The sequence below is a fragment of the Brevundimonas sp. Soil_N_31 genome, assembly GCF_057655995.1.
Map to the genome: position 1 here is coordinate 110,345 of NZ_JBDGLE010000002.1, position 18,629 is coordinate 128,973.

General features: G+C 66.2%; 25 protein-coding genes, 1 other RNA gene and 1 pseudogene. 10 read left to right on the forward strand and 17 right to left on the reverse strand.

Annotation, left to right across the window (positions count from 1 at the left end; translation table 11 throughout):
- Positions 1-5: 5 nt before the first annotated feature.
- Positions 6-1,151, forward strand: a pseudogene (locus tag AC3A3G_RS03420) (low temperature requirement protein A).
- Here AC3A3G_RS03420 and AC3A3G_RS03425 read toward each other — a convergent pair.
- Positions 1,148-3,487, reverse strand: a complete 2,340-nt coding sequence (locus AC3A3G_RS03425) for an ATP-dependent helicase (RefSeq protein WP_487487547.1) — start codon at positions 3,485-3,487, stop codon at positions 1,148-1,150. The pseudogene AC3A3G_RS03420 and the gene AC3A3G_RS03425 sit on opposite strands and share 4 nt — an antisense overlap.
- A 174-nt stretch (positions 3,488-3,661) precedes the next feature.
- Here AC3A3G_RS03425 and AC3A3G_RS03430 point away from each other — a divergent pair, with 174 nt between their 5' ends.
- Genes AC3A3G_RS03430 through AC3A3G_RS03440 form a run of 3 tightly spaced genes read left to right on the forward strand, consistent with a single transcriptional unit; the run spans position 3,662 to position 4,519 of the window.
- Positions 3,662-3,859 (forward strand): hypothetical protein, encoded by a 198-nt coding sequence (locus tag AC3A3G_RS03430; RefSeq protein ID WP_200167385.1) that lies wholly within the window; start codon positions 3,662-3,664, stop codon positions 3,857-3,859.
- The gene (locus AC3A3G_RS03435) at positions 3,856-4,167 is read left to right on the forward strand and encodes a hypothetical protein (RefSeq protein WP_200216069.1); all 312 of its coding nucleotides are present in this window, start codon (positions 3,856-3,858) and stop codon (positions 4,165-4,167) included. Before AC3A3G_RS03430 ends, AC3A3G_RS03435 begins: the two co-directional genes overlap by 4 nt.
- A gap of 4 nt (positions 4,168-4,171) precedes the next feature.
- Entirely contained in the window at positions 4,172-4,519 is a 348-nt protein-coding gene (locus AC3A3G_RS03440; RefSeq protein ID WP_200167387.1) for a DUF488 domain-containing protein, read from the forward strand.
- Between the two features lie 24 nt (positions 4,520-4,543).
- Here AC3A3G_RS03440 and AC3A3G_RS03445 read toward each other — a convergent pair whose 3' ends face one another.
- From AC3A3G_RS03445 to AC3A3G_RS03455, 3 genes are read right to left on the reverse strand one after another with little or no spacing between them, the layout of a single operon-like run.
- Positions 4,544-5,275, reverse strand: a complete 732-nt coding sequence (locus tag AC3A3G_RS03445; protein WP_200167389.1) for an SIMPL domain-containing protein — start codon at positions 5,273-5,275, stop codon at positions 4,544-4,546.
- Positions 5,272-5,511, reverse strand: a complete 240-nt coding sequence (locus AC3A3G_RS03450; protein ID WP_040345615.1) for a ribbon-helix-helix domain-containing protein — start codon at positions 5,509-5,511, stop codon at positions 5,272-5,274. Before AC3A3G_RS03450 ends, AC3A3G_RS03445 begins: the two co-directional genes overlap by 4 nt.
- 3 nt (positions 5,512-5,514) lie before the next feature.
- Positions 5,515-5,925 (reverse strand): YbaY family lipoprotein, encoded by a 411-nt coding sequence (locus AC3A3G_RS03455; RefSeq protein ID WP_200216026.1) that lies wholly within the window; start codon positions 5,923-5,925, stop codon positions 5,515-5,517.
- Between the two features lie 129 nt (positions 5,926-6,054).
- Here AC3A3G_RS03455 and AC3A3G_RS03460 point away from each other — a divergent pair, with 129 nt between their 5' ends.
- The gene (locus AC3A3G_RS03460; RefSeq protein ID WP_325135630.1) at positions 6,055-6,999 is read left to right on the forward strand and encodes a DMT family transporter; all 945 of its coding nucleotides are present in this window, start codon (positions 6,055-6,057) and stop codon (positions 6,997-6,999) included.
- On the opposite strand, the gene AC3A3G_RS03465 is transcribed toward AC3A3G_RS03460, so the two are convergent.
- Entirely contained in the window at positions 6,996-7,181 is a 186-nt protein-coding gene (locus AC3A3G_RS03465; protein WP_200216024.1) for a DUF4169 family protein, read from the reverse strand. The two genes, AC3A3G_RS03460 and AC3A3G_RS03465, sit on opposite strands and share 4 nt — an antisense overlap.
- Positions 7,181-7,774: a glutathione S-transferase family protein gene (locus AC3A3G_RS03470; RefSeq protein WP_200216022.1), complete on the reverse strand. Its 594-nt coding sequence runs from the start codon at positions 7,772-7,774 to the stop codon at positions 7,181-7,183. The genes AC3A3G_RS03465 and AC3A3G_RS03470 overlap by 1 nt, the downstream gene beginning before the upstream one ends.
- An 85-nt stretch (positions 7,775-7,859) precedes the next feature.
- Between AC3A3G_RS03470 and AC3A3G_RS03475 the strand changes: the two genes are divergently transcribed.
- Both AC3A3G_RS03475 and AC3A3G_RS03480 read left to right on the forward strand, forming a co-directional pair.
- A complete protein-coding gene (locus AC3A3G_RS03475) occupies positions 7,860-8,093 on the forward strand; it encodes a DUF2171 domain-containing protein (RefSeq protein WP_087140701.1) in 234 nt (77 codons plus the stop codon).
- A gap of 96 nt (positions 8,094-8,189) precedes the next feature.
- The gene (locus AC3A3G_RS03480; RefSeq protein ID WP_487487548.1) at positions 8,190-8,585 is read left to right on the forward strand and encodes a YccF domain-containing protein; all 396 of its coding nucleotides are present in this window, start codon (positions 8,190-8,192) and stop codon (positions 8,583-8,585) included.
- 63 nt (positions 8,586-8,648) lie between these two features.
- On the opposite strand, the gene fumC is transcribed toward AC3A3G_RS03480, so the two are convergent.
- On the reverse strand, positions 8,649-10,040 hold the full coding sequence (gene fumC / locus AC3A3G_RS03485) for a class II fumarate hydratase (RefSeq protein WP_487487549.1): 1,392 nt from the start codon (positions 10,038-10,040) through the stop codon (positions 8,649-8,651).
- Positions 10,041-10,145: 105 nt separating this feature from the next.
- Between fumC and AC3A3G_RS03490 the strand changes: the two genes are divergently transcribed.
- Entirely contained in the window at positions 10,146-10,496 is a 351-nt protein-coding gene (locus AC3A3G_RS03490) for a RusA family crossover junction endodeoxyribonuclease (RefSeq protein ID WP_125900891.1), read from the forward strand.
- A gap of 64 nt (positions 10,497-10,560) precedes the next feature.
- Here AC3A3G_RS03490 and AC3A3G_RS03495 read toward each other — a convergent pair whose 3' ends face one another.
- The 4 genes from AC3A3G_RS03495 to miaA form a co-directional block, all read right to left on the reverse strand.
- Positions 10,561-11,052, reverse strand: a complete 492-nt coding sequence (locus AC3A3G_RS03495; RefSeq protein ID WP_487487550.1) for an Ivy family c-type lysozyme inhibitor — start codon at positions 11,050-11,052, stop codon at positions 10,561-10,563.
- Positions 11,053-11,138: 86 nt separating this feature from the next.
- Entirely contained in the window at positions 11,139-11,636 is a 498-nt protein-coding gene (locus AC3A3G_RS03500) for an SspB family protein (RefSeq protein WP_125900893.1), read from the reverse strand.
- A gap of 100 nt (positions 11,637-11,736) precedes the next feature.
- Positions 11,737-12,105, reverse strand: a transfer-messenger RNA (tmRNA) gene (ssrA, locus tag AC3A3G_RS03505).
- A 13-nt stretch (positions 12,106-12,118) separates the two neighbouring features.
- Complete coding sequence (miaA, locus tag AC3A3G_RS03510; protein ID WP_487487551.1) at positions 12,119-13,000, reverse strand: tRNA (adenosine(37)-N6)-dimethylallyltransferase MiaA; 882 nt, start codon at positions 12,998-13,000, stop codon at positions 12,119-12,121.
- Positions 13,001-13,086: 86 nt separating this feature from the next.
- Between miaA and AC3A3G_RS03515 the strand changes: the two genes are divergently transcribed.
- On the forward strand, positions 13,087-14,181 hold the full coding sequence (locus tag AC3A3G_RS03515; RefSeq protein WP_487487552.1) for an Mrp/NBP35 family ATP-binding protein: 1,095 nt from the start codon (positions 13,087-13,089) through the stop codon (positions 14,179-14,181).
- Positions 14,182-14,209: 28 nt separating this feature from the next.
- On the opposite strand, the gene AC3A3G_RS03520 is transcribed toward AC3A3G_RS03515, so the two are convergent.
- Positions 14,210-14,530, reverse strand: coding sequence for a YbjQ family protein (locus tag AC3A3G_RS03520; protein WP_003165113.1), 321 nt, complete (start codon positions 14,528-14,530; stop codon positions 14,210-14,212).
- 15 nt (positions 14,531-14,545) lie between these two features.
- Complete coding sequence (locus AC3A3G_RS03525; protein WP_200167399.1) at positions 14,546-15,073, reverse strand: dihydrofolate reductase; 528 nt, start codon at positions 15,071-15,073, stop codon at positions 14,546-14,548.
- Positions 15,074-15,128: 55 nt separating this feature from the next.
- Between AC3A3G_RS03525 and AC3A3G_RS03530 the strand changes: the two genes are divergently transcribed.
- Positions 15,129-15,728, forward strand: coding sequence for a hypothetical protein (locus tag AC3A3G_RS03530; RefSeq protein ID WP_200167401.1), 600 nt, complete (start codon positions 15,129-15,131; stop codon positions 15,726-15,728).
- On the opposite strand, the gene AC3A3G_RS03535 is transcribed toward AC3A3G_RS03530, so the two are convergent.
- From AC3A3G_RS03535 to AC3A3G_RS03550, 4 genes are all read right to left on the reverse strand, one after another.
- Positions 15,729-16,400 (reverse strand): aquaporin, encoded by a 672-nt coding sequence (locus AC3A3G_RS03535; RefSeq protein WP_487487553.1) that lies wholly within the window; start codon positions 16,398-16,400, stop codon positions 15,729-15,731.
- A gap of 91 nt (positions 16,401-16,491) precedes the next feature.
- Entirely contained in the window at positions 16,492-16,791 is a 300-nt protein-coding gene (locus tag AC3A3G_RS03540; RefSeq protein WP_125900904.1) for a nucleoside triphosphate pyrophosphohydrolase family protein, read from the reverse strand.
- Complete coding sequence (locus AC3A3G_RS03545; protein WP_412877314.1) at positions 16,788-17,654, reverse strand: TIR domain-containing protein; 867 nt, start codon at positions 17,652-17,654, stop codon at positions 16,788-16,790. Before AC3A3G_RS03545 ends, AC3A3G_RS03540 begins: the two co-directional genes overlap by 4 nt.
- Before the next feature lie 3 nt (positions 17,655-17,657).
- On the reverse strand, positions 17,658-18,518 hold the full coding sequence (locus tag AC3A3G_RS03550) for a thymidylate synthase (protein ID WP_412877315.1): 861 nt from the start codon (positions 18,516-18,518) through the stop codon (positions 17,658-17,660).
- Between the last annotated feature and the right edge of the window lie 111 nt (positions 18,519-18,629).

Sequence of the window (18,629 nt, forward strand, 5' to 3'; positions counted from 1 at the left end):
GTCTGATGCGCATTCGACGGCCGGGAGAGCATGCTCGGGTAAGCTTTGTCGAGCTATTCTTCGATCTCGTCTTCGTCTTCGCCATCACCCAGGTCAGCCATCTGCTGCTGGCCAACCTGACGCCGCTGGGCGCGCTGGAGGCGGCCGTCCTGCTGGCGGCGGTCTGGTGGGTGTGGATCGACACCAGCTGGATCACCAACTGGCTGGACCCCGAGCGTGGCCCTGTGCGGCTGATGATGTTCGTCCTGATGGCGGCGGGCCTGGTCATGTCGATGTCCCTGCCTACGGCGTTCGGCGACAGGGGGCTGACGTTCGCCTGCGCCTTCGCCGCCATTCAGGTGGGGCGCAGCCTGTTCACCCTGTGGGCGGTGCGCGGTTCGCCGACGCAGAGGGCGAATTTTCAGAGGATATCGCTATGGGCGGTGCTGGGCGCCGTATTCTGGATCAGCGGCGGCCTGGCCGAGGGGCAGACGCGGCTGTTGATCTGGCTGGTCGCCCTGGCGCTGGAGTTCATCGGTCCGGCGCTGGCCTTCTTCGTGCCGGGCCTGGGTCGATCCAGTACGACGGACTGGAACGTCTAGGGCGCGCACCTGGCCGAGCGCGTGGGTCTGTTCGTCATCATCTGCCTGGGCGAGTCGATCATCATCACCGGAGCGACGTTTGCGGAACTGACGTGGACGCCGCCGGTGGCTGCGGCCTTCGTGTCCGCTTTCGTGACGACCATCGCCATGTGGTGGCTGTTCTTCAGCGAGGCGCACGAGGCCGGATCGGAAACCATCAGCCACGCCGCTGACCCCGGCGCCATCGCCCGGAGAACCTATACCTATTGCCCGATCATCGTCGTGGCGGGGATCGTGGTGACGGCGGTTGGCGATGAACTGGCCCTAGCGCATCCGCTAGGCGTGGCGGGCGCGGCGAGTGCCGCCGTGCTGGTCGGCGGGCCGTTGCTGTTCTTGCTGGGAACGGCCCTGTCGGTCTTCAGCATCTGGGGCAAGGTGGCGTGGCCGCGCGTGATCGGCGTGGCGATCCTGGGGACCGTCTTCCTGATCGGGCGAGGCTGGTCGCCGCTGGCGCTGACGATGGCGTCGACCGTCGTTCTGGTGGCGACGGGGCTGTGGGAGTCCTTCGCCCCGCGAGGACGGCGCGCCTAGGGCGCCTTTTCCACGAAGGTGTCGATGACCTTCTTCTCGCCCGCCTTGTCGAAGCTGACGACCAGTTTGTTGCCCTCCACCGCGCGGACGGAGCCGTAGCCGAACTTCTGGTGGAAGACGCGTTCGCCGCGCGACCAGCCGGACGCCGCCTTGGGATCGGCCGTGGCGATCAGGCGGCCTTCGCCCTCGATCACGGCGCGGCGGGCGTAGGCGGGTTTGGGCATCTGGGCGGCGGTATAGGTCTGGGCGCGTTTCCAGCCGGGGCTGGAATAGCTGCCGCCGAAGGAGGGGGCGTCGTCCCAGCGGCTCTTGGCCTCCTTCATCCCGGTCGAGGCGCCGTAATAGCCGGTGTCCGACTGCGGCTCGACGTGGGCGAGGGGCAGTTCATCGACGAAGCGGCTGGGCAGTTGCGAGGTCCAGCGGCCATAGACCATGCGGTTGGCGGCGAAGCTGATGCGCGCGTCCTGCTTGGCGCGGGTGACGCCGACGTAGGCCAGGCGGCGTTCCTCCTCCAGTCCCTTCAAGCCCTTTTCGTCGATGCTGCGCTGGCTGGGGAAGACGCCTTCCTCCCAGCCGGGCAGGAAGACCAGAGGGAACTCCAGCCCCTTGGCGCCGTGCAGGGTCATGATCTGCACCGAGCCTGAGCCGTCGGCGTTCTCGTCGCGGCGCTCAAGGTCCATGACCAGCGACACATGCTCCAGATAGGCCTGCAGCGTCTCGAACGACTGCATCGACTGGGTCAGTTCCTTCAGGTTGTCCAAGCGCGTCTGGCCGCTGGTGCGGTCGGCCTTCTGCATGGCGGTGTATCCGCTCTCGTCCAGCAGGGTCTCCATCACCTGCCAGTGGGGCGTGCCCATGGCCATCAGGTCGCGCCAGCGGTCCAGATCGCGCACGAAGTTGGCCAGCGGCGTGCGGGTGCGCGCTTGAAGCTCGTCCGTCGTAATCAGGTGGCGCACCGCCCGCATGGCCGAGACGCCGTTCTCGCGCGCGATGTGCAGGATCTTCTGGACGCTGGTGTCGCCGATGCCGCGCTTGGGCGTGTTGACGATACGCTCGAAGGCCAGATCGTCGTCCTCGGACTGGATCAGCCGCAAGTAAGCGTGGGCGTCGCGGATTTCCGCTCGCTCGAAGAAGCGCGGGCCGCCGATGACGACATAGGGAATGGCCAGCATCAGGAAGCGTTCTTCAAACGCCCGCATCTGGAAAGATGCGCGAACAAGGACGGCCATGTCCTTGTAATTCATGCCCTGCTTGCGCGCGGTCTCGATCTCGTCGGCGATCAGCCGGGCCTCGGCCTCGCCGTCCCAGACGCCGCGCACGCGCACCTTGTCGCCGCTGTCGTCCTCGGTCCACAGGGTCTTGCCCAGTCGGTCCTGATTGGCCGCGATCAGGGCCGAGGCCGCGCCGAGGATGTGCTTGGTCGAGCGATAGTTGCGCTCCAGCCGGATGACCTTGGCGCCGGGGAAGTCGCGCTCGAAGCGCAGGATGTTGTCCACCTCGGCCCCGCGCCAGCCGTAGATCGACTGATCGTCGTCGCCGACGCAGCAGACATTGCCGGTCGAGGAGGTCAGCAGCCGCAGCCACAGATATTGGGCGACGTTGGTGTCCTGATATTCGTCCACCAGAATGTAGCGGAACCGGCGGCGATATTCCTCCGCCAGATCAGCATGTTTCGACAGGATGGTGATGTTGTGCAGCAACAGGTCGCCGAAGTCGCAGGCGTTCAGCGTCGCCAGCCGCGCCTGATAGGCGGCGTACAGCGCCTGGCCCTTGCCGTTGGCGAAGTCCTCGCCCGGCGGCAGCTTGTCGGGCGTCCAGCCGCGGTTCTTCCAGTGGTCGATCATATGGGCCAACGACTTGGGCGTGAACCGCTTGGTGTCGATGTTGGCTGCTTCCAGAAGCTGCTTCAGCAGCCGCTCCTGATCGTCCGTATCCAGGATGGTGAAGCTGGACTTCAGCCCGACCAGTTCCGCATGGCGACGCAGAATCTGGGCCGCGACCGAGTGGAAGGTGCCCAGCCAGCGTAAGCCCTCGGACGACAGGCCGATCAGATGGCCGATCCGCTCGCGCATCTCGCGCGCGGCCTTGTTGGTGAAGGTGACGACCAGCAGCTCCCACGGCTTGGCCCGGCCGGTCGCCAGAATGTGCGCCAGGCGGGTGGTCAGGACGCGCGTCTTGCCCGTGCCCGCGCCCGCCAGCACCAGCACCGGCCCCTCGGTCGTCTCCACCGCCTCGCGCTGTTCGGGGTTCAGGCCCGACAGATAGTCGGCCGCCGGCCCTTGCGGAGTTTGGGCGCGGGCGAGGTCGGAAATGCGGGGAGCGGGCAGGTCGGTCACAGGGGCGGATACTCAGGCGGCGGGACAGGCGGGCGAGCCGCCGGAATCTGAATGGGAGAACATAAGCAGCACAGCGGCCAAAGTCAGGCCTATTCGCACAGGGCCGTTCCGGAACCGCGCAGTCAGAGCGTCGTTCTCGCACACGACAGGGTCAGCAAAGGGAAGGGATGCCTTATGGCGGAAAACTCAAGCGGCGGCGGCAACGCCGGTCTCGCCTTCATCGTCGGCGGTTTGGTCGTGGTTGTGGCTGTCCTGGCCTGGTTCCTTCTGGGCCGAGGCGGGGCGTCGGACACCAGGAATGTCGATGTCGAGGTCAAGCTGCCTGAAGTCTCGGCGCCGGCTGCGCCGAGCGGTCCTGAGGCCGCGTCATGACCGATCCCAATATCCCGCCTGAGCGCGTCGTCCATCAGACTACCGTCAACAACGTCCCGGCGCCGCGAAAGGGCGGCGGGGCGGGTCTGGCCTTCATCGTCGGGGGGCTTCTCGTCGCCGTGGCGGTGATAGCCTGGTTCGTCTTCGCCGGAGGAAGGGCGTCGGCGCCGTCAACGCCCGAATTGAACGTCGACATCAATGTGCCGACGCCGCGCCTGCCTGAGGTTCCAGACCGCCCGGTTCCGCCCGAATTGCCGCGCCCCTCTGAACCGCCCCAAGTGGCCGCGCCCGAACCGCAGGGCGGATGAGGCCGTGAAGGTCGCCTTGAAGCGCGTCTATGAACCGCCGTCCGATGCGGATGGGACGCGCATCCTGGTCGACCGCCTCTGGCCGCGTGGTCTCAGCAAGGACAAGGCCCGCGTGGACCTATGGCTCAAGCAGATCGCGCCGACGACGGAACTGCGGCAGTGGTTCGGCCATGATCCGGCGAAATGGACGGAGTTCCAGCACCGCTATCGCGCGGAGTTGGAGGCCAACGGCGATGTCGTATCCGAACTGAAGGCCGCGCTCGCCGATGGCCCGGCGACCCTGGTCTATGGGGCCAAGGACGAAGAGCACAATGACGCCGTCGTGCTGGCGGCCTATCTGACGGACCTCTGATTAGGCGGGCGCATTGGCGCGGACCTATTTCAGTCGATAGCTGATCGTCGTGACGACCCGGACCTTCTTGTTCGGCGTGCCGGCTTCGTCGCCCGTGCCGTCGCGCGACAGGATCTCGAACGAGCCCTGTCCCGCCGTCTTGATCGGCCCCAGCGGCGCGCCGGAATCCTTGGCGAACTGTTCGGCGCCGCTACGGGCGGCGGCGGTGGCTTCGGCGATCATGGCCGGGCGCACGTCGTTCAGCTTGGTGAAGATGTAGGACGGACCGTTGAAATCCTGCAGCACCACGCCTTGCCGCACCAGATCGTTCAGGTTGCGGGTCGTGGTCTGCACCCGGTCAACGTCCGTGGTGCGCACGATCACGGTCTGGGTCAGGATGAAGCGCGGTCCGCCCGTCTGGCTGGCGTATTCGCGCGATCGGGTGTCGGCCACGCCCAACTGACCCAGGTCCACGGCGTCGTCGGCATAGCCCTGCGCCTTCAGGAACTGGCGCACGATGGCCAGGTCGCCGTCGATGCGGGCCTGCACCTCGGACAACACGTCGCCCGAGGTTGTGAAACGGATCGGCAGGACGGCCAGATCGGCCTTCACGTCCTTTTCCGCCAAGCCGCGCACGGTGACGGAGCGGTCGCCCGCGCGGGCGTTGACCACGCCCTGACCGATCAGGGCGCCGCCGCCGATCAGGCCTACGGCCAACAGCCCGCCGAAGACGGCGGCGGGGATCAGGCGGTTCTTGTCGATGCGAGCGTCGCTCATGGCGTCTTCTCTTCTGCGAAACTGCGGTCGCCGCCGGTCCATTGCAGGGCCAGGATGCGGCAGGCGGAGGCCAGGGGGCGGCGGCCCCGCCAGGCGTCGATGCGGATCAGCAGGCCGGACCGGCTGAGCGCCAGTTCGGCTGCGATGGCGTCCAGCACGGCCCAGAACTCAGGCTCCAGCGCCACCGAGGTGGCGTGGCCGGACAGCAGCACCGATCGTTTGGCGAGGCCGCTCAAGGCTTAGCGCACGCCCACCATGACGATGTCGGCGCTGTTCGAGGCGCCGTTGGTCAGCACAGCGTAGTTGGTGTCGGTGGTGAAGCGCAGGGCGCCGGAGGCGTCGCGGATTTCAGCACGTGCGGCATAGCGGTGGCGGGCGTCGATCTTGTCGCTGGGCACCGAAAGGGTGACGGCGTAGGGCGGGGCGCGACCGTTCAGCGGCTGGCGCACCTCGGCCATGGTGCGGGACGGCGCGTCCATCAGGCTGACGTCCTCGACCTTGACCGTCAGGACATGGCCGGGCGGCAGCATGATGCGTTCGCGATAGGTGGCGGTGACCTGGACTTCGGTCATGGAGGTCTCTGGCAGGGTGGAGCAGGCGGCGGCCAGCAGGGCCGGGGCCAGGACGAGGGGGGCGAGGAACAGGCGCATCAGCGTCTCCTTTGAAGGACTAGCTTAACAGAACGCGCCAGCGTCGCATAAGGCTGCAACAGGTGAGAGACGGCGGACCCGAAGCGGTGCTATCGGGAGTTCCTGTTTCGTTTCGACCGAGTCGCCGGCGTGTCCCAGTCTGAAGCTCCCCAGTCCGAAAATGCGTCGTCGCGGTTCTTGTCGCCGGCCATGCTGGCCTTCGGCGGCGTCGGAATCTGCGCCCTGATCTGGGGCACGACCTGGTACGCCATCACCTTCCAGCTGGGGGCTGTCGATCCGATGGTTTCGGTGGTGCTGCGCTTCGGCATCGCCTCGGCCCTGCTGGCGCTGATCGTCAAGGCGACGGGCGGGCGGTTGGCCCTGACGCGCGGCCAGCATCTGGCGGCGCTGGGGCAGGGGCTGTTCTCCTTCGCCATCAGCTATGCCTTCGTCTACGCTTCGGAGGAGAAGATCGCCTCGGCCGTCGTGGCGGTGATCTTCGCCGCCCTGGCCTTCCTGAACCTGATCCTGTTCCGCGTCGCATCGGGCCAGAAGGCGGCGCGCGCCGCCTGGCTGGGCGCGGGATTGGGCGTGATCGGCGTCGGCGTCCTGTCGGCGGGCGAGGTGATGGGCGCAGGCCTGGGCGCCCACGCGGTCGCAGGCGTCAGCTTCGCCGTGATCGCCGTCGTCGCCTCCGCCTTCGGCAACTGGTTCGCCTGGAGGGGGCAGCAGGCGGGATCACAGGTGCTGCCGTCCACCGCCTGGGCCATGGCCTACGGCACGGGTACGCTGGCGCTCTACGCCCTGGTCACGGGCGTGTCCTGGTCGGTGGCGTGGAGCCCGGCCTATGTGATCTCGCTACTGTATCTGGCGGTGTTCGGCTCGGTCATCGCCTTCGGCCTGTATTTCACCATCGCGCGGGCGAGGGGGTACGCCGTGGCCAGCTATATCTCGGCCCTGACGCCGCCGATTGCCATGCTGGTGTCGGTGATGTTCGAAGGGGCGCGCTTCGGCGTCCTGGCGCTGGTCGGCCTGGCCCTGGTCCTGGCCGGGCAGTTGTTCCTGATCCGCGCGCCGAAACGCTCGGCGGCCTAGGCGTCCGGCTCGTCCAGCTTGTGACTGTCCAGGCGGGCCGCGTCGCGATCGCGTTCCTTCTGCATGGTCTCGCGTTCGGCGCGGGTGCGTCCAAAGGTCAGGCGGTTGGATTCGGCCGTGCGCTTGGCGGCGGCCTTGTCGCGAGCCTTTCGCGCCTTGTTCAGGTTGACGATCTCACCCATCAGACATGACCGTCCGGGCTATCCTTGGCCCAGGCGCGTTTCAGCGCCGGGCGAGCGCCGATGCGCTGGACATAGGCGTCATAAGGCTCGCCCGCAGGCATGGCGGCGCGGAACCACTGCAGCAGGCTGCCGAACAGGATGTCGAGGGCCGAGAAGTCGCCCAGGATGTAGTCGCCGCCCTGGATCGCCGTGCGCCAACGCCGGTCCAGTTCGGCATAGGCGGCCTTCTGAGTCTCGTTCCAACCGGCGGGCGGACCGGAGGTCAGCACCGTCTCCAGCACATTGTTGTAGAGGCCCAGCCACGACAGATATTCGGCCCGGCGCGGATCGGCCGGTCCCGGCGCCAGGCCTGCCTCGGGGTGGCGATCGGTCAGGAACAGGAAGATCAGCACGGATTCGATCAGCACCTGGCCGTCGACTTCGAGCGCCGGGGCCTGCTTCAGCGGATGGGGGTTGGCCGGGTCGGTGCGGCCCTGACCATCACGCCGCAGAATGTCGACGTAGTGGACGCGATAGTCGGCGCCCAACTCCTCCAAAAGCCACAGAAGGCGAGTCGATCGGGACTGCGGCGCGTGATGAACGATCATCGACATTGTGAACTTCCTCGCCTGGCGTTGCGGTGAACCCTCTAGCGCGCGGGCCGTTCCGGGACGGTCCCCATAGTAACGGAGAGCGTCAATGATAAACGCCTCGATGATCAAGGAACATCAGGAAGTCGTCGGATCGGACGGCGGTCACGTCGGTCGCGTGGACCATGTGATGGGCGACCAGATCGAACTGGCCAAGCTGGATCTGGGTTCAGGCCTCAAGCACCACATGATCCCCGTCACCTGGGTCACGCGCGTGGATGAACATGTGCATCTGAACATGACGAAGGACGAGGCCAAGGCGCGCTGGACCGAGAAACACTAAGGCGTCGCCTTACCGCGATTTCACCCGAGGCCCTGCTGCAATCAGCAGGGCCTTTCGCCATATAGAGGGTGTGATTGACGCGAAGGGGCGACAGACTTGATCCGACTGATCCTGAACCTGCTGTGGTTCTTCCTGGGCGGTTTCGCCTCGGGCCTGGCTTGGCTGTTCGGCGGGCTGTTGCTGGCCTTGACGGTCGTGGGGCTGCCCTGGGCGTTTTCGGCATGGCGGATCGCCAGCTATTCCTTCTGGCCGTTCGGGCGCGAGATTGTCTGGCGCGATCCGAACCCGGCTGATCTGGGCACGGGCTGCCTGGGCGTCGGGCTGAACGTGATCTGGTTGGTGCTGGCGGGCTGGTACATCGCCCTGGCGCATATCCTGATCGCCGTACCCCAGTTCGTCAGCCTGATCGGCATTCCGTTCGCATTGAAGAACGTCGAGCTGGCCAAGCTGTCATTGGCCCCGGTGGGGCGGACCATTCGCGACAAGGGCTGAGCATGAAAAACGCCGGCCAGGGCGAACCCGGCCGGCGTCTTCAACTCTGACGATGACCGCGGCTTACTGCGGCGAGATCATCTTCTCGGGGCGGACCCACTCGTCGAACTCTTCGTTGGTCAGATAGCCGCCGCCGACGGCTTCTTCGCGCAGGGTGGTGCCGTTCTTGTGCGCCGTCTTGGCGATCTTGGCGCAGGTGTCATAGCCCAGCTTGGCGTTCAGAGCCGTGACCAGCATCAGGCTGTTTTCAAGGCCGTGCTTGATGTTGTCCTCGCGCGGCTCGATGCCGACGACGCAGTTGTCGGTGAAGCTGATGGCCGCATCGGCGACCAGGCGGACCGATTGCAAGAAGTTGTAGGCCATCGCCGGATTATAGACGTTCAGCTCGAAGTGGCCCTGCGAACCGGCGAACGACAGGGCGGCGTTGTTGCCGAACACTTGGACGCAGACCTGGGTCAGGGCTTCGCTCTGGGTCGGGTTGACCTTGCCCGGCATGATGGACGAGCCCGGCTCGTTTTCCGGCAGCGACAGTTCGCCCAGACCCGCGCGCGGACCCGAGCCCAGGAAGCGGATGTCGTTGGCGATCTTGAACAGCGAGGCGGCGACCGTGTTGATCGCGCCGTGGGTGAAGACCATGGCGTCGTGCGCGGCCAGGGCCTCGAACTTGTTCGGCGCCGTGGTGAAGGGCAGGCCGGTGATGCCTGCGATCTGGGCCGCAACCTTTTCAGCAAAGCCGATGGGCGCGTTCAGGCCGGTGCCGACGGCGGTGCCGCCCTGGGCCAGCTCCATCAGGCGCGGCAGGGTCTGCTCGATGCGCTCGATGCCCATGGCGACCTGGTGGGCGTAGCCGCCGAATTCCTGGCCCAGCGTAAGGGGCGTGGCGTCCTGGGTGTGGGTGCGGCCGATCTTGATGATGTGGGCCCAGGCCTTGGCCTTGGCGTCCAGCGCGGCGTGCAGGTGCTTCAGCGCGGGCAGCAGGTCGTTGACCACCTGCTCGGCGCAGGCGACGTGCATGGCCGTCGGATAGGTGTCGTTCGACGACTGGCTCATGTTGACGTGGTCGTTGGGGTGGACCGGCTTCTTGGAGCCCATCTCGCCGCCCAGCATCTCGATGGCGCGGTTCGAGATCACCTCATTGGCGTTCATGTTCGACTGGGTGCCCGAGCCCGTCTGCCAGACGACCAGGGGGAAGTGGTCGTTCAGCTTGCCTTCGATCACTTCATTGGCGGCGGCGATGATGGCGTCGGCCAGCTTGGCGTCCAGCTTGCCCAGGTCGCGGTTGGTCTCGGCGGCGGCGCGCTTGACGATGCCCAGGGCGCGCACGACCGGCAGGGGCTGCTTTTCCCAGCCGATCTTGAAGTTGCCGAGCGAACGCTGGGCTTGCGCGCCCCAATAGCGATCAGCGGCGACCTCGATGGGGCCGAAGGTGTCGGTTTCGATACGAACGTTGCTCATGTGCGCGGGACTCGTCTCTCAGGCGTGGCGGGAAGATGCCGGGCGGTGTAGCACGCAGGCGCGGCGGGGCAAGGCGAGCCGCACTTCACGAAAGGCGGACGGCGCGTGGACGGCTGGATCGGAACCGGAAAGGTCAGGGCGCGCGAGCAGGGCGAGGCGGTCGAGATCGCCATCGACGGCCTGACCACCCAGGCCAAATACTACAAGCCGCTGGTTTATGAGTTCATGCGCAAGGAATGGACGTCGCGACCATCGTGGGGCGATTACGTCGTCGAGATCGTGATGGAGCACGTCGGGGATCCGCCGTGGATGGACCTGGACAACCTCGCCAAGGCCCTGCTGGACGCGATCAAGGGCTATCTGTTCCACGACGACAGCCAGGTCGCCCGCCTGCTGGTTGAGCGCCGCGAAGGCGAGCGCGAGCGCATCACCATTCGAGTCTTTCCCCGCAAATAGAGCCACGAAAATAGGGGCCGCGCTGGACGCGACCCCTATCTTTAAGGTCAGTCTTGAAGGCGGATCAGCCTGCTGCGTTGGAGATCAGCGTCTGTACGTCTTTCGGTTTGGCGATGTTCGAGCCGGCGGTCTTGTAGGAGGTCAGCTTGCCGCCTTCCCACAGGCCGACTTCCAGCGCCTTGGTCGCCGGGTCGATCAGCAGATAGGCCGCGTTGACGCCGCCCTCATGCTGCTTGTTGCCCGAAGTGAACAGGACGGCGCCGTCTTTCTGCAGCGGCGCTTGGGTCTGCATATTGGTCGTCAGGACGTCGAACTTGTCGCCCAGCAGCGCCTTCAGATCAGCCGTGATCGCGCTGTCTTCCAGAAGCTTGGTCTCGTTGGGATATTTGCCGATCTGGGTGTTCAGGGCATTCCAGTCAGCGGCGGCGATTTCAGCGGTTGCGGGCGCGGCTTCGGTCGAGGCGGTCGGGGTTTCCGCCGGCGGGGTCGCTTCAGGCTGGCTGCAGGCGGCCAGCGTCAGGGAAACGGCGGCGGCGGACATGAGGGACAGACGCATGGAAGCGACCTCGCTTAGGTAAGGAAGGGGAGGTTACGGCAACGCTTGTCTGCAGCCAAAGGTTGCGCGCCCTTGGCGCGAAGGCGTTATTTCTTGCGGAACTGGTCCAGCGAAACGACCTTCGGGCCGTCGTCGTCCGAGGGCGGAGGCGGGGCGGCGTCCGGGTCGCGCGCAGGCGGCGACAGGGGCGCGACCTCGGCCTCGACGATTTCCGGCTCGTCGAATTGCAGCAGGAACTGCACGCTGGGGTCGTAGAAGCGGACCACGGCGCTGTAGGGCACGGTTAGCACCTTGGGCGCGCCGCCGAACTTCAGCATGACCGAGAAGAGGTCCGGTTCGACCGCCAGATCCCAATACTGGTGCTGCAGCACGACCGTCATCTCATCCGGGTATTTGGCCAGGACGTCCGGCGGGACGCTGACGCCCGCGCCGCGGGTCTTGAAGGTGATGTAGAAGTGGTGGGCGCCGGGAATGCCCTCGGGCTCGGCCGCGCGCTCAAGCGCCAGGCGGATCACGCCGCGCAGGGCGTCCTGGGCGAGTTGCTCATAGTGCATCTCGTCGACAGGGGGAGTTTGATCCGTCATCGGCGCCTCAAGAAAGGGGAACGCGCGACTGTTACCCGCCCAAGGCGAGCGACGGAAGACGCAGAGTCGCCTGCGGCAAAGGAATTTCAATGTCGAGAGAAGCGCCGGGATTCTGTTGCCAGGCTCCCGACAGGCCCCGCCTAAGGATCTGAACCCCTAGGACTTAAGTGTTCGAAATCAACCGAACCGCATTACGCGGCGAGGCGGACTTCTCCAGCGAAGTTATCGTTCGCAGTTAGATAAAGGCCCGATACGGTGGGCCAGGACGAGCGAAAGCAATCCTCTTTACACGTCCGTCGATGCTAGTCGGCCCCATGCTGCCTCCGCCGATAACGCGGGGAAGAAGTTGGTGGAGCCGCCGGGAATCGCACCCGGGTCCGGTCCGCTTATTACAGGCGCGTTTATCGCCATAGCTCGGGCGAACCCGAGCAGGATCAATATAGTATGGGCGACGCGGCCTTCCAAGAGGCTGGCGAAGAAGTTCAGGCGAAACCGGGATGGCGGGGCCAGTCTCGCTGCTGGTTGCGGAACCAGGTCAGCTGGCGCTTGGCGTAGTTGCGGGTGGACTGCTTCACCGCCGCGACGGCGCCGTCCAGCGACAGTTCGCCCGACAGATACGCCGCCAGTTCGCGCACGCCGACCGCCTTCATCGCGGGCAAGTCCGGGTCGAGATCGCGGGCGACGAGGGCGCGCACCTCGTTCAGCGCGCCGTGCGCCATCATCAAGTCCACGCGCGCGTCGCATGAGGCGTAGAGGCGCTCGCGCGACGGCTCAACGACGAGGGCGTCATAGCCGTCGGGGGGCAGCAGCGGTTGCGTGTCGGCCTTCCAGGCGCTGAGCGCGCGGCCGCTGGCGCGATGCACGCTGAGGGCGCGGACCAGACGCTGCCGATCGCCGGGAAAGACGGCGGCTTCGGCGGCGGGGTCGATTTCGCTCAGGCGACGGCGGAAGGCGGTTTCGCCTTCCGCGTCGAACTCGGCCTGAACGGCGTCGCGGGTTTCGACCGGCACCGGCGGAATATCGGCCAGCCCCTTGGTCAGGGCGTTGAAATAGAGGCCGGTGCCGCCGACCAGCAGGGCGGGGCGCCCCTCAGCCGCCAGTTCGGCCAGCAGGTTCATGACCGCCCGACTCCAGCGACCGACCGACCAGGCGTCGGCGGCGTCAGCGACGCCATACAGACGGTGCGGGATTTCGGCCTCGTCCTCGACCGAGGGGCGGGCGCTCAGCACCCGCAGGTCGGCGTACAATTGCTGGCTGTCGGCGTTGATGATGACGGCCCCCGTCTCGCGCGCGCGTTCCATCGCCAGGCGCGACTTGCCTGAGGCGGTGGGCCCGGCGATCAGGGTGATGTGAGGCTGGGACAAAGGATCAACTCGCGAACGGACGCTTAGGGCGATAGAACGCCCGTCACCGGCCCGGCAAGTCCGTCGGGCCACAAGGAGCTTCTATCGTGACCGACCGCGCCGCCGTTCTCGCCGCCCTTGACGCCGTGATCGATCCGAAGTCGGGCCAGGGGCTGGCGACGGCGGGGCTGGTGCAGGGGCTGGTCGTGGCCGATGGCCGTGCGGGCTTCGTCATGGAGGTTCCGGCCAAGGAAACGGCGCTGTACGCTCCCGTTCGCGACGCGGCCGAGGCGACGTTGAAGGCGATGCCGGGCATGGAGCGGGTGTCGGTCGTCCTGACCGCTGAAGCCGTCGCCGTGCCGCCGCGCCGCACGGCAGGTCTGTCGAAAGCCGCGACCGATCAGGGACGGCCCAAGGCGCCGGTCCCGACGGATCGCCCCGCCCATGTGAAGCGCGTCCTGGCCGTGGCCAGCGGCAAGGGCGGCGTCGGCAAGTCGACGGTTGCGGTCAACCTGGTGGCGGCGCTGGCGGCGCGCGGCCTGTCGGTCGGGGTGTTGGACGCCGATGTCTATGGCCCGTCCTTGCCGACCATGCTGGGCCTGTCGGGCCAGCCCGCCTATGAGGACGGGGCCATGGTCCCGCATACGGCCCACGGCCTGAAAGCCATGTCGGTCGGCCTGCTGACCAAGGCCGAGGACGCGATGATCTGGCGCGGGCCGATGGCGTCGCAGGCCATTACCCAAATGCTGACCCAGACGCGCTGGGGGACGCAAGAGCAGCCGCTGGACGTCCTGGTCATCGACCTGCCGCCGGGCACCGGCGACGTGCAACTGACCCTGATCCAGAAGACGCCGCTGGATGGAGCCGTGATCGTCTCGACGCCTCAGGAAGTGGCCCTGGCCGATGCGCGCCGGGCGCACGTCCTGTTCGCAAAGGTCGGCGTGCCGACCCTGGGTCTGATCGAGAACATGAGCGGCGAAGTGTTCGGGACCGGCGGCGCCGAGGCCGAGGCCGCGCGTCTGGGCGCGCCCTATCTGGGCGATCTGCCGCTGGACGGGGCGCTGCGCCGTGCGGGCGACGCAGGACGGCCCCTGATCGTGGCTGAGCCTGATGGCGACATCGCGCGCCGGTTTGACGTCGTGGCGCGCCAGGTCGCCGGGGCCCTGGGACTGGGCCCGGAAGGGGAAAAGGCGCGCGCGTAGTTGGAGACAGGTCGCGCCTGTCGAGTTCTCAGACGGGTTCGACCACCACGGCGGTGCCATAGGCCAGAACCTCAGTCACGCCGGGCATGATCTCATTGGCGTCGTAGCGCATGGCCAGGATGGCGTTGGCGCCGATCTCCTGCGCATGGGCGATCAGGTCGTCATAGGCTTCCTGCCGCGCCGCCTCGGCCAGTTTGACATAGGCGCCGACCTTGCCGCCGATCATCGACTGCACCCCGCCGATGGCGTCGGAGATGACGTTGCGCGAGCGCACGGTGATGCCGCGCACTACGCCCAGTTGGCGCACGACGCGATGACCGGCCAGGTCATTGGTGGTGGCGACGATCATACGGCTCTCCTTGATTCAGCGACGGTCCAGAACGGTGAAGGCGAAGGCGTGGTCGTCCTTCTCGCCCGCTTCGTGCGGTTCGAACGCGGTGCGAACGAAGGCGGTTTCGTCGAAGGGCGGGAAGACGGCGTCGCCTTCAGGGTCGGCCTCGACCTCGGTGATGTAAAGACGCTTGGCGCGGGGCAGGGCGGCGGCGAACACCGCCGTGCCGCCGATGACGCAGACTTCGTCCACGCCGTCCTCCGCCGCCTGTTCACGTGCGATGGACAGGGCTTCGTCCAGGGTGGCGCAGACCACGGCGCCCTTGGCCAGGCCCGCCTCGGCGTAGGATTCATCCTTGGTCAGCACGATGTTCAGGCGGCCGGGCAGGGGCTTCAACGGCAGGCTCTCCCAGGTCTTGCGGCCCATGATGCAGGGCTTTCCCACGGTCACGGCCTTGAAGCGCTGTAGGTCCGAGCGCAGTCGCCAAGGCAGGTCGCCGTCCCGACCGATGACGCCGTTGCGGGCGCGGGCGACGACGAGGGCGATGGAGGGAACAGCCAAGCTGATTGTCCGTTGTTTGCTGGAACTTCATCGTCAAATGCCCTCGGAGCCCCGTGTGAACAAGTACGCCAAGCCGCTGATCGTCGGATTCATCGTCCTGCTGGTCGTTTCCTTCGTTCTCGGCTTCCTGGGCGGAGCGGTTGGTGCGGACCTGGGCGTGTTGCCGATGATGGCGGGCCTCTTCGCCGGCGCCTTCACGGCCTACATCATGGCCAATCTGGCGGGCAACCGGACCGGCGTCGCCGCGTCCGAGGCCGAGCGCGCTAACGTCGCCAGCCTGACGCCGCCGCCCGGCAAGGCCCTGGTTATCGTCTATCGCGAGGGATTCGTGGCCATGGCCGCGGGCATGAACCTGGCGCTGGACGGCCGGGAGTTCGCCCAGATCAAGGGCGGCAAGTTCACCGCCGTCGCAGTGGATCCGGGCGAACACGAACTGGCCGCCGGCTTTGGCGGGTTGGCCGGTCCTCAGAACAACGCCGCGGTTGTCAGCTTTGTCGCGCGTGAAGGCATGTTCTTCGCCTATCGGGCCACGGTGTCGATGGGCGCGGTCAAGAACAGCGTCGTGCTCGTGCCCGCGCCCGAAGACAGGGACGCACTCAGCGCTAGGCTGGCGCGCATGCCGATGACGGCGCCGGACCGCGCCGCCTCGACCTGATCAGGCGTCCGGCTCGAGCAGTTTCGAGCGGAACAGAAGACCGCCGATCACCGCGCCGATCGCCGGGGCGACGAAGAAGACCCAGACCTGGCTCAGCGCCTGGCCTCCGACCAGCAGGGCGGGGCCGAAGCTGCGAGCCGGGTTGACCGACACGCCCGTCACCTGGATGCCGACGATGTGGATGACGGCCAGGGTGATGCCGATGGCGACCCCGGCGAAGGCCCCGTGTCCCTTGGCCCCCGTTACGCCCAGGATGGCGATCAGGAAGATGGCGGTCGCCACGACCTCGAAAACCAGGGCTGCGTGCAGGCCGTACCCGCCGGGCGATCCGGCGTCGAAGCCGTTCTGGCCCAGGCTGGCGAAGCCCGTCTTGGCGATCATGCCCAGGATGGCCGCGCCGATGATCGCGCCGATGAACTGGGCGATCCAATAGACGATCATGTCCTTGGCGCTCATCCGTCCGGCGACGAAGGCGCCCAGGCTGACGGCCGGATTGACGTGGCAGCCCGAGATCGGCCCGATGCCATAGGCCATGGCCACGATGGCGAACCCGAAGGCCAGGGCGATGCCCAGCTGTCCGACGTGATCGAACCCGCCCAGCACGACGGCCCCACACCCGAAAAGCACCAGAACCAGCGTGCCTACCAGTTCGGCGGCGAACTTCTTGACCATGGAACCCTCCCGTTTCCAGACACCGCCTGATGGCGGATCGCGGGGAGGGTGCGCTCAAACGGCCCAATTCGCCAGTCGTCGTTACGTGAGTTTACGTGTCAGCCCTCAACCAACTCAACCATTTGCGCTGCATTGCGGCGTTCAGGTCGACGCCGGCGCGGTCGCAATAGATCAGCAGCATGCCCAGAACATCCGCCGCCTCATCGGCCAGGGCTTGCGGGTCGGCGGCGCCGCGCGCGCGGCTGGTGAGGCGCAGATGCTCGGCAGTCAGCTCGCCCAGCTCTTCCTGCAGCTTCAGCAGGGCCCAATCGCGATCGCGGTCGATGGAATGCTCGCGCGCATAGATGTCGGAGATGCGCAGGACATCCGCTTGAAGATCGGTGAGTTTCAAAGCGTATCTCGTCGCCAGCGACGATCCAGCAAGGCGATGTATGGAGATGGATCCCAAGCGTCGTCGGCATGATTGGGAGGCGCGAGGTAGGTGAAAGCTCGGCCCCAGACATGCCGGACGGGTTGCTCGAATACGGGGCGAAGCCTGGCTTCATCGACCCTGCCCGAAAGCAACGCTTCGGCCATGGTGTTGAGGAAACCGAAGACAGCTTTGATCGCCGCCGTCGCCGATCCATCCTCATCTTCCACCATGTGCATGGGAATTGGGCTTCTGAGCCGCTCGCGGAAGGGGGCAAGATTTTCGCCAGCCCAGTCGGCGAGAAAGCGGTTGGTCAATCGCTGGATGTCGAGCGTGATGTCGGCGGGAGCCGAAGGCTTCGGCGCGGAATCGACACCGCGCCAGTGTGCGTCGGAGCGACGAATGACGCCAAGGATTTCATGACTGGCGGGCCCGAGGGCGGCGAGCAGCCTTCCGTCTCTGCGATCCGCCGCATAGCGTAATGGCTCCAGCCCCAGAAGATCGCTGGGCAGGTGGAGATTGGGCGCATCGCGCGGCGCTACGATGAAGCAGCGTTCAAGTCCGAGTGCACCGATAAATATTCCCAGCTCAAACAGGACATTGTCGCGAACAATAGCTTTCGTTTCGCCACGAATATCCGCCACGTCGTCCGGGGCGAAGACGAAGACTGCGAAATCGGTTCGAGCGGCTTCGGCAACAAGATCGACCAGCGTCTGACGCATCGGGCGAAACACGCCCTGATCCCAGACTGTTGGGTCAGATTCGTACTCAAGATTGCGTTGCAAGGCATAGGCGACATCCATCGCCTCGCGCGAGGAGCCGATGAACAGCGCGGGTCTGTCCATGTTTTATTTGGACACTTTGGCCGGGATATGCGGATGGGCCGCATAGCCGACGAGTTCAATGTCCTCATAGGCGTATTCAAAAATATCTCGCAGCTGTCGCTTGAGGTTGAGCTTCGGGAAATCCAAGGGCTGGCGAGTCAGTTGAAGGCGAGCCTGTTCAATATGGTTCAAATACAGGTGGGCGTCGCCGAAAGTGTGGACGAAATCGCCCGGCTCCAGCCCCACGACCTTGGCCAGCATGTGTGTCAGCAGGGCGTAGGAGGCGATATTGAACGGCACGCCCAGGAAAACGTCGGCCGACCGTTGATACAGCTGGCAGCTTAGCTTTCCGTCAGCGACGAAGAACTGGAACAGGCAGTGGCAGGGCGGCAGCGCCATGTCGTCCACATCGGCCGGGTTCCAGGCGCTGACGATGTGGCGGCGGCTGTTGGGATTGGTCTTCAGGCCGTGCACCAGCTTCTGGATCTGGTCGATGCTCGCGCCGTTCGGGGCTGCCCAGGAGCGCCACTGCTTGCCATAGACGGGGCCAAGGTCGCCGTTCGCGTCGGCCCATTCGTCCCAGATGCTGACGCCGTTGTCCTTCAGCCAGGCGATGTTGGTTTCACCGCGCAGGAACCACAGCAGTTCGATGAAGATCGACCGCGTATGCAGCTTCTTCGTCGTCAGCAGGGGGAAGCCCTTGGACAGATCGAAGCGCATCTGGCGCCCGAAGACGCCCAGCGTTCCCGTGCCGGTGCGGTCGTCGCGCCGTACGCCGTTGTCGAGGATATCCCGCAGCAGGTTCAGATACTGCCACTCGGGGTGGTCGGCGGGCGCGGCCGCCGTGCGGGCTTCGAGATCGGCGAGGGCGACGGCGGCGTTCATGGCTACAAGGATGACGCTGATTCGTGCTCGAGGGCAGGCGCCTGATTCGCTTGCTCACAGAAAAGAGAAAGCGCCCGCTGATCGAACCAGCGGGCGCCTCCCTATGAGCGG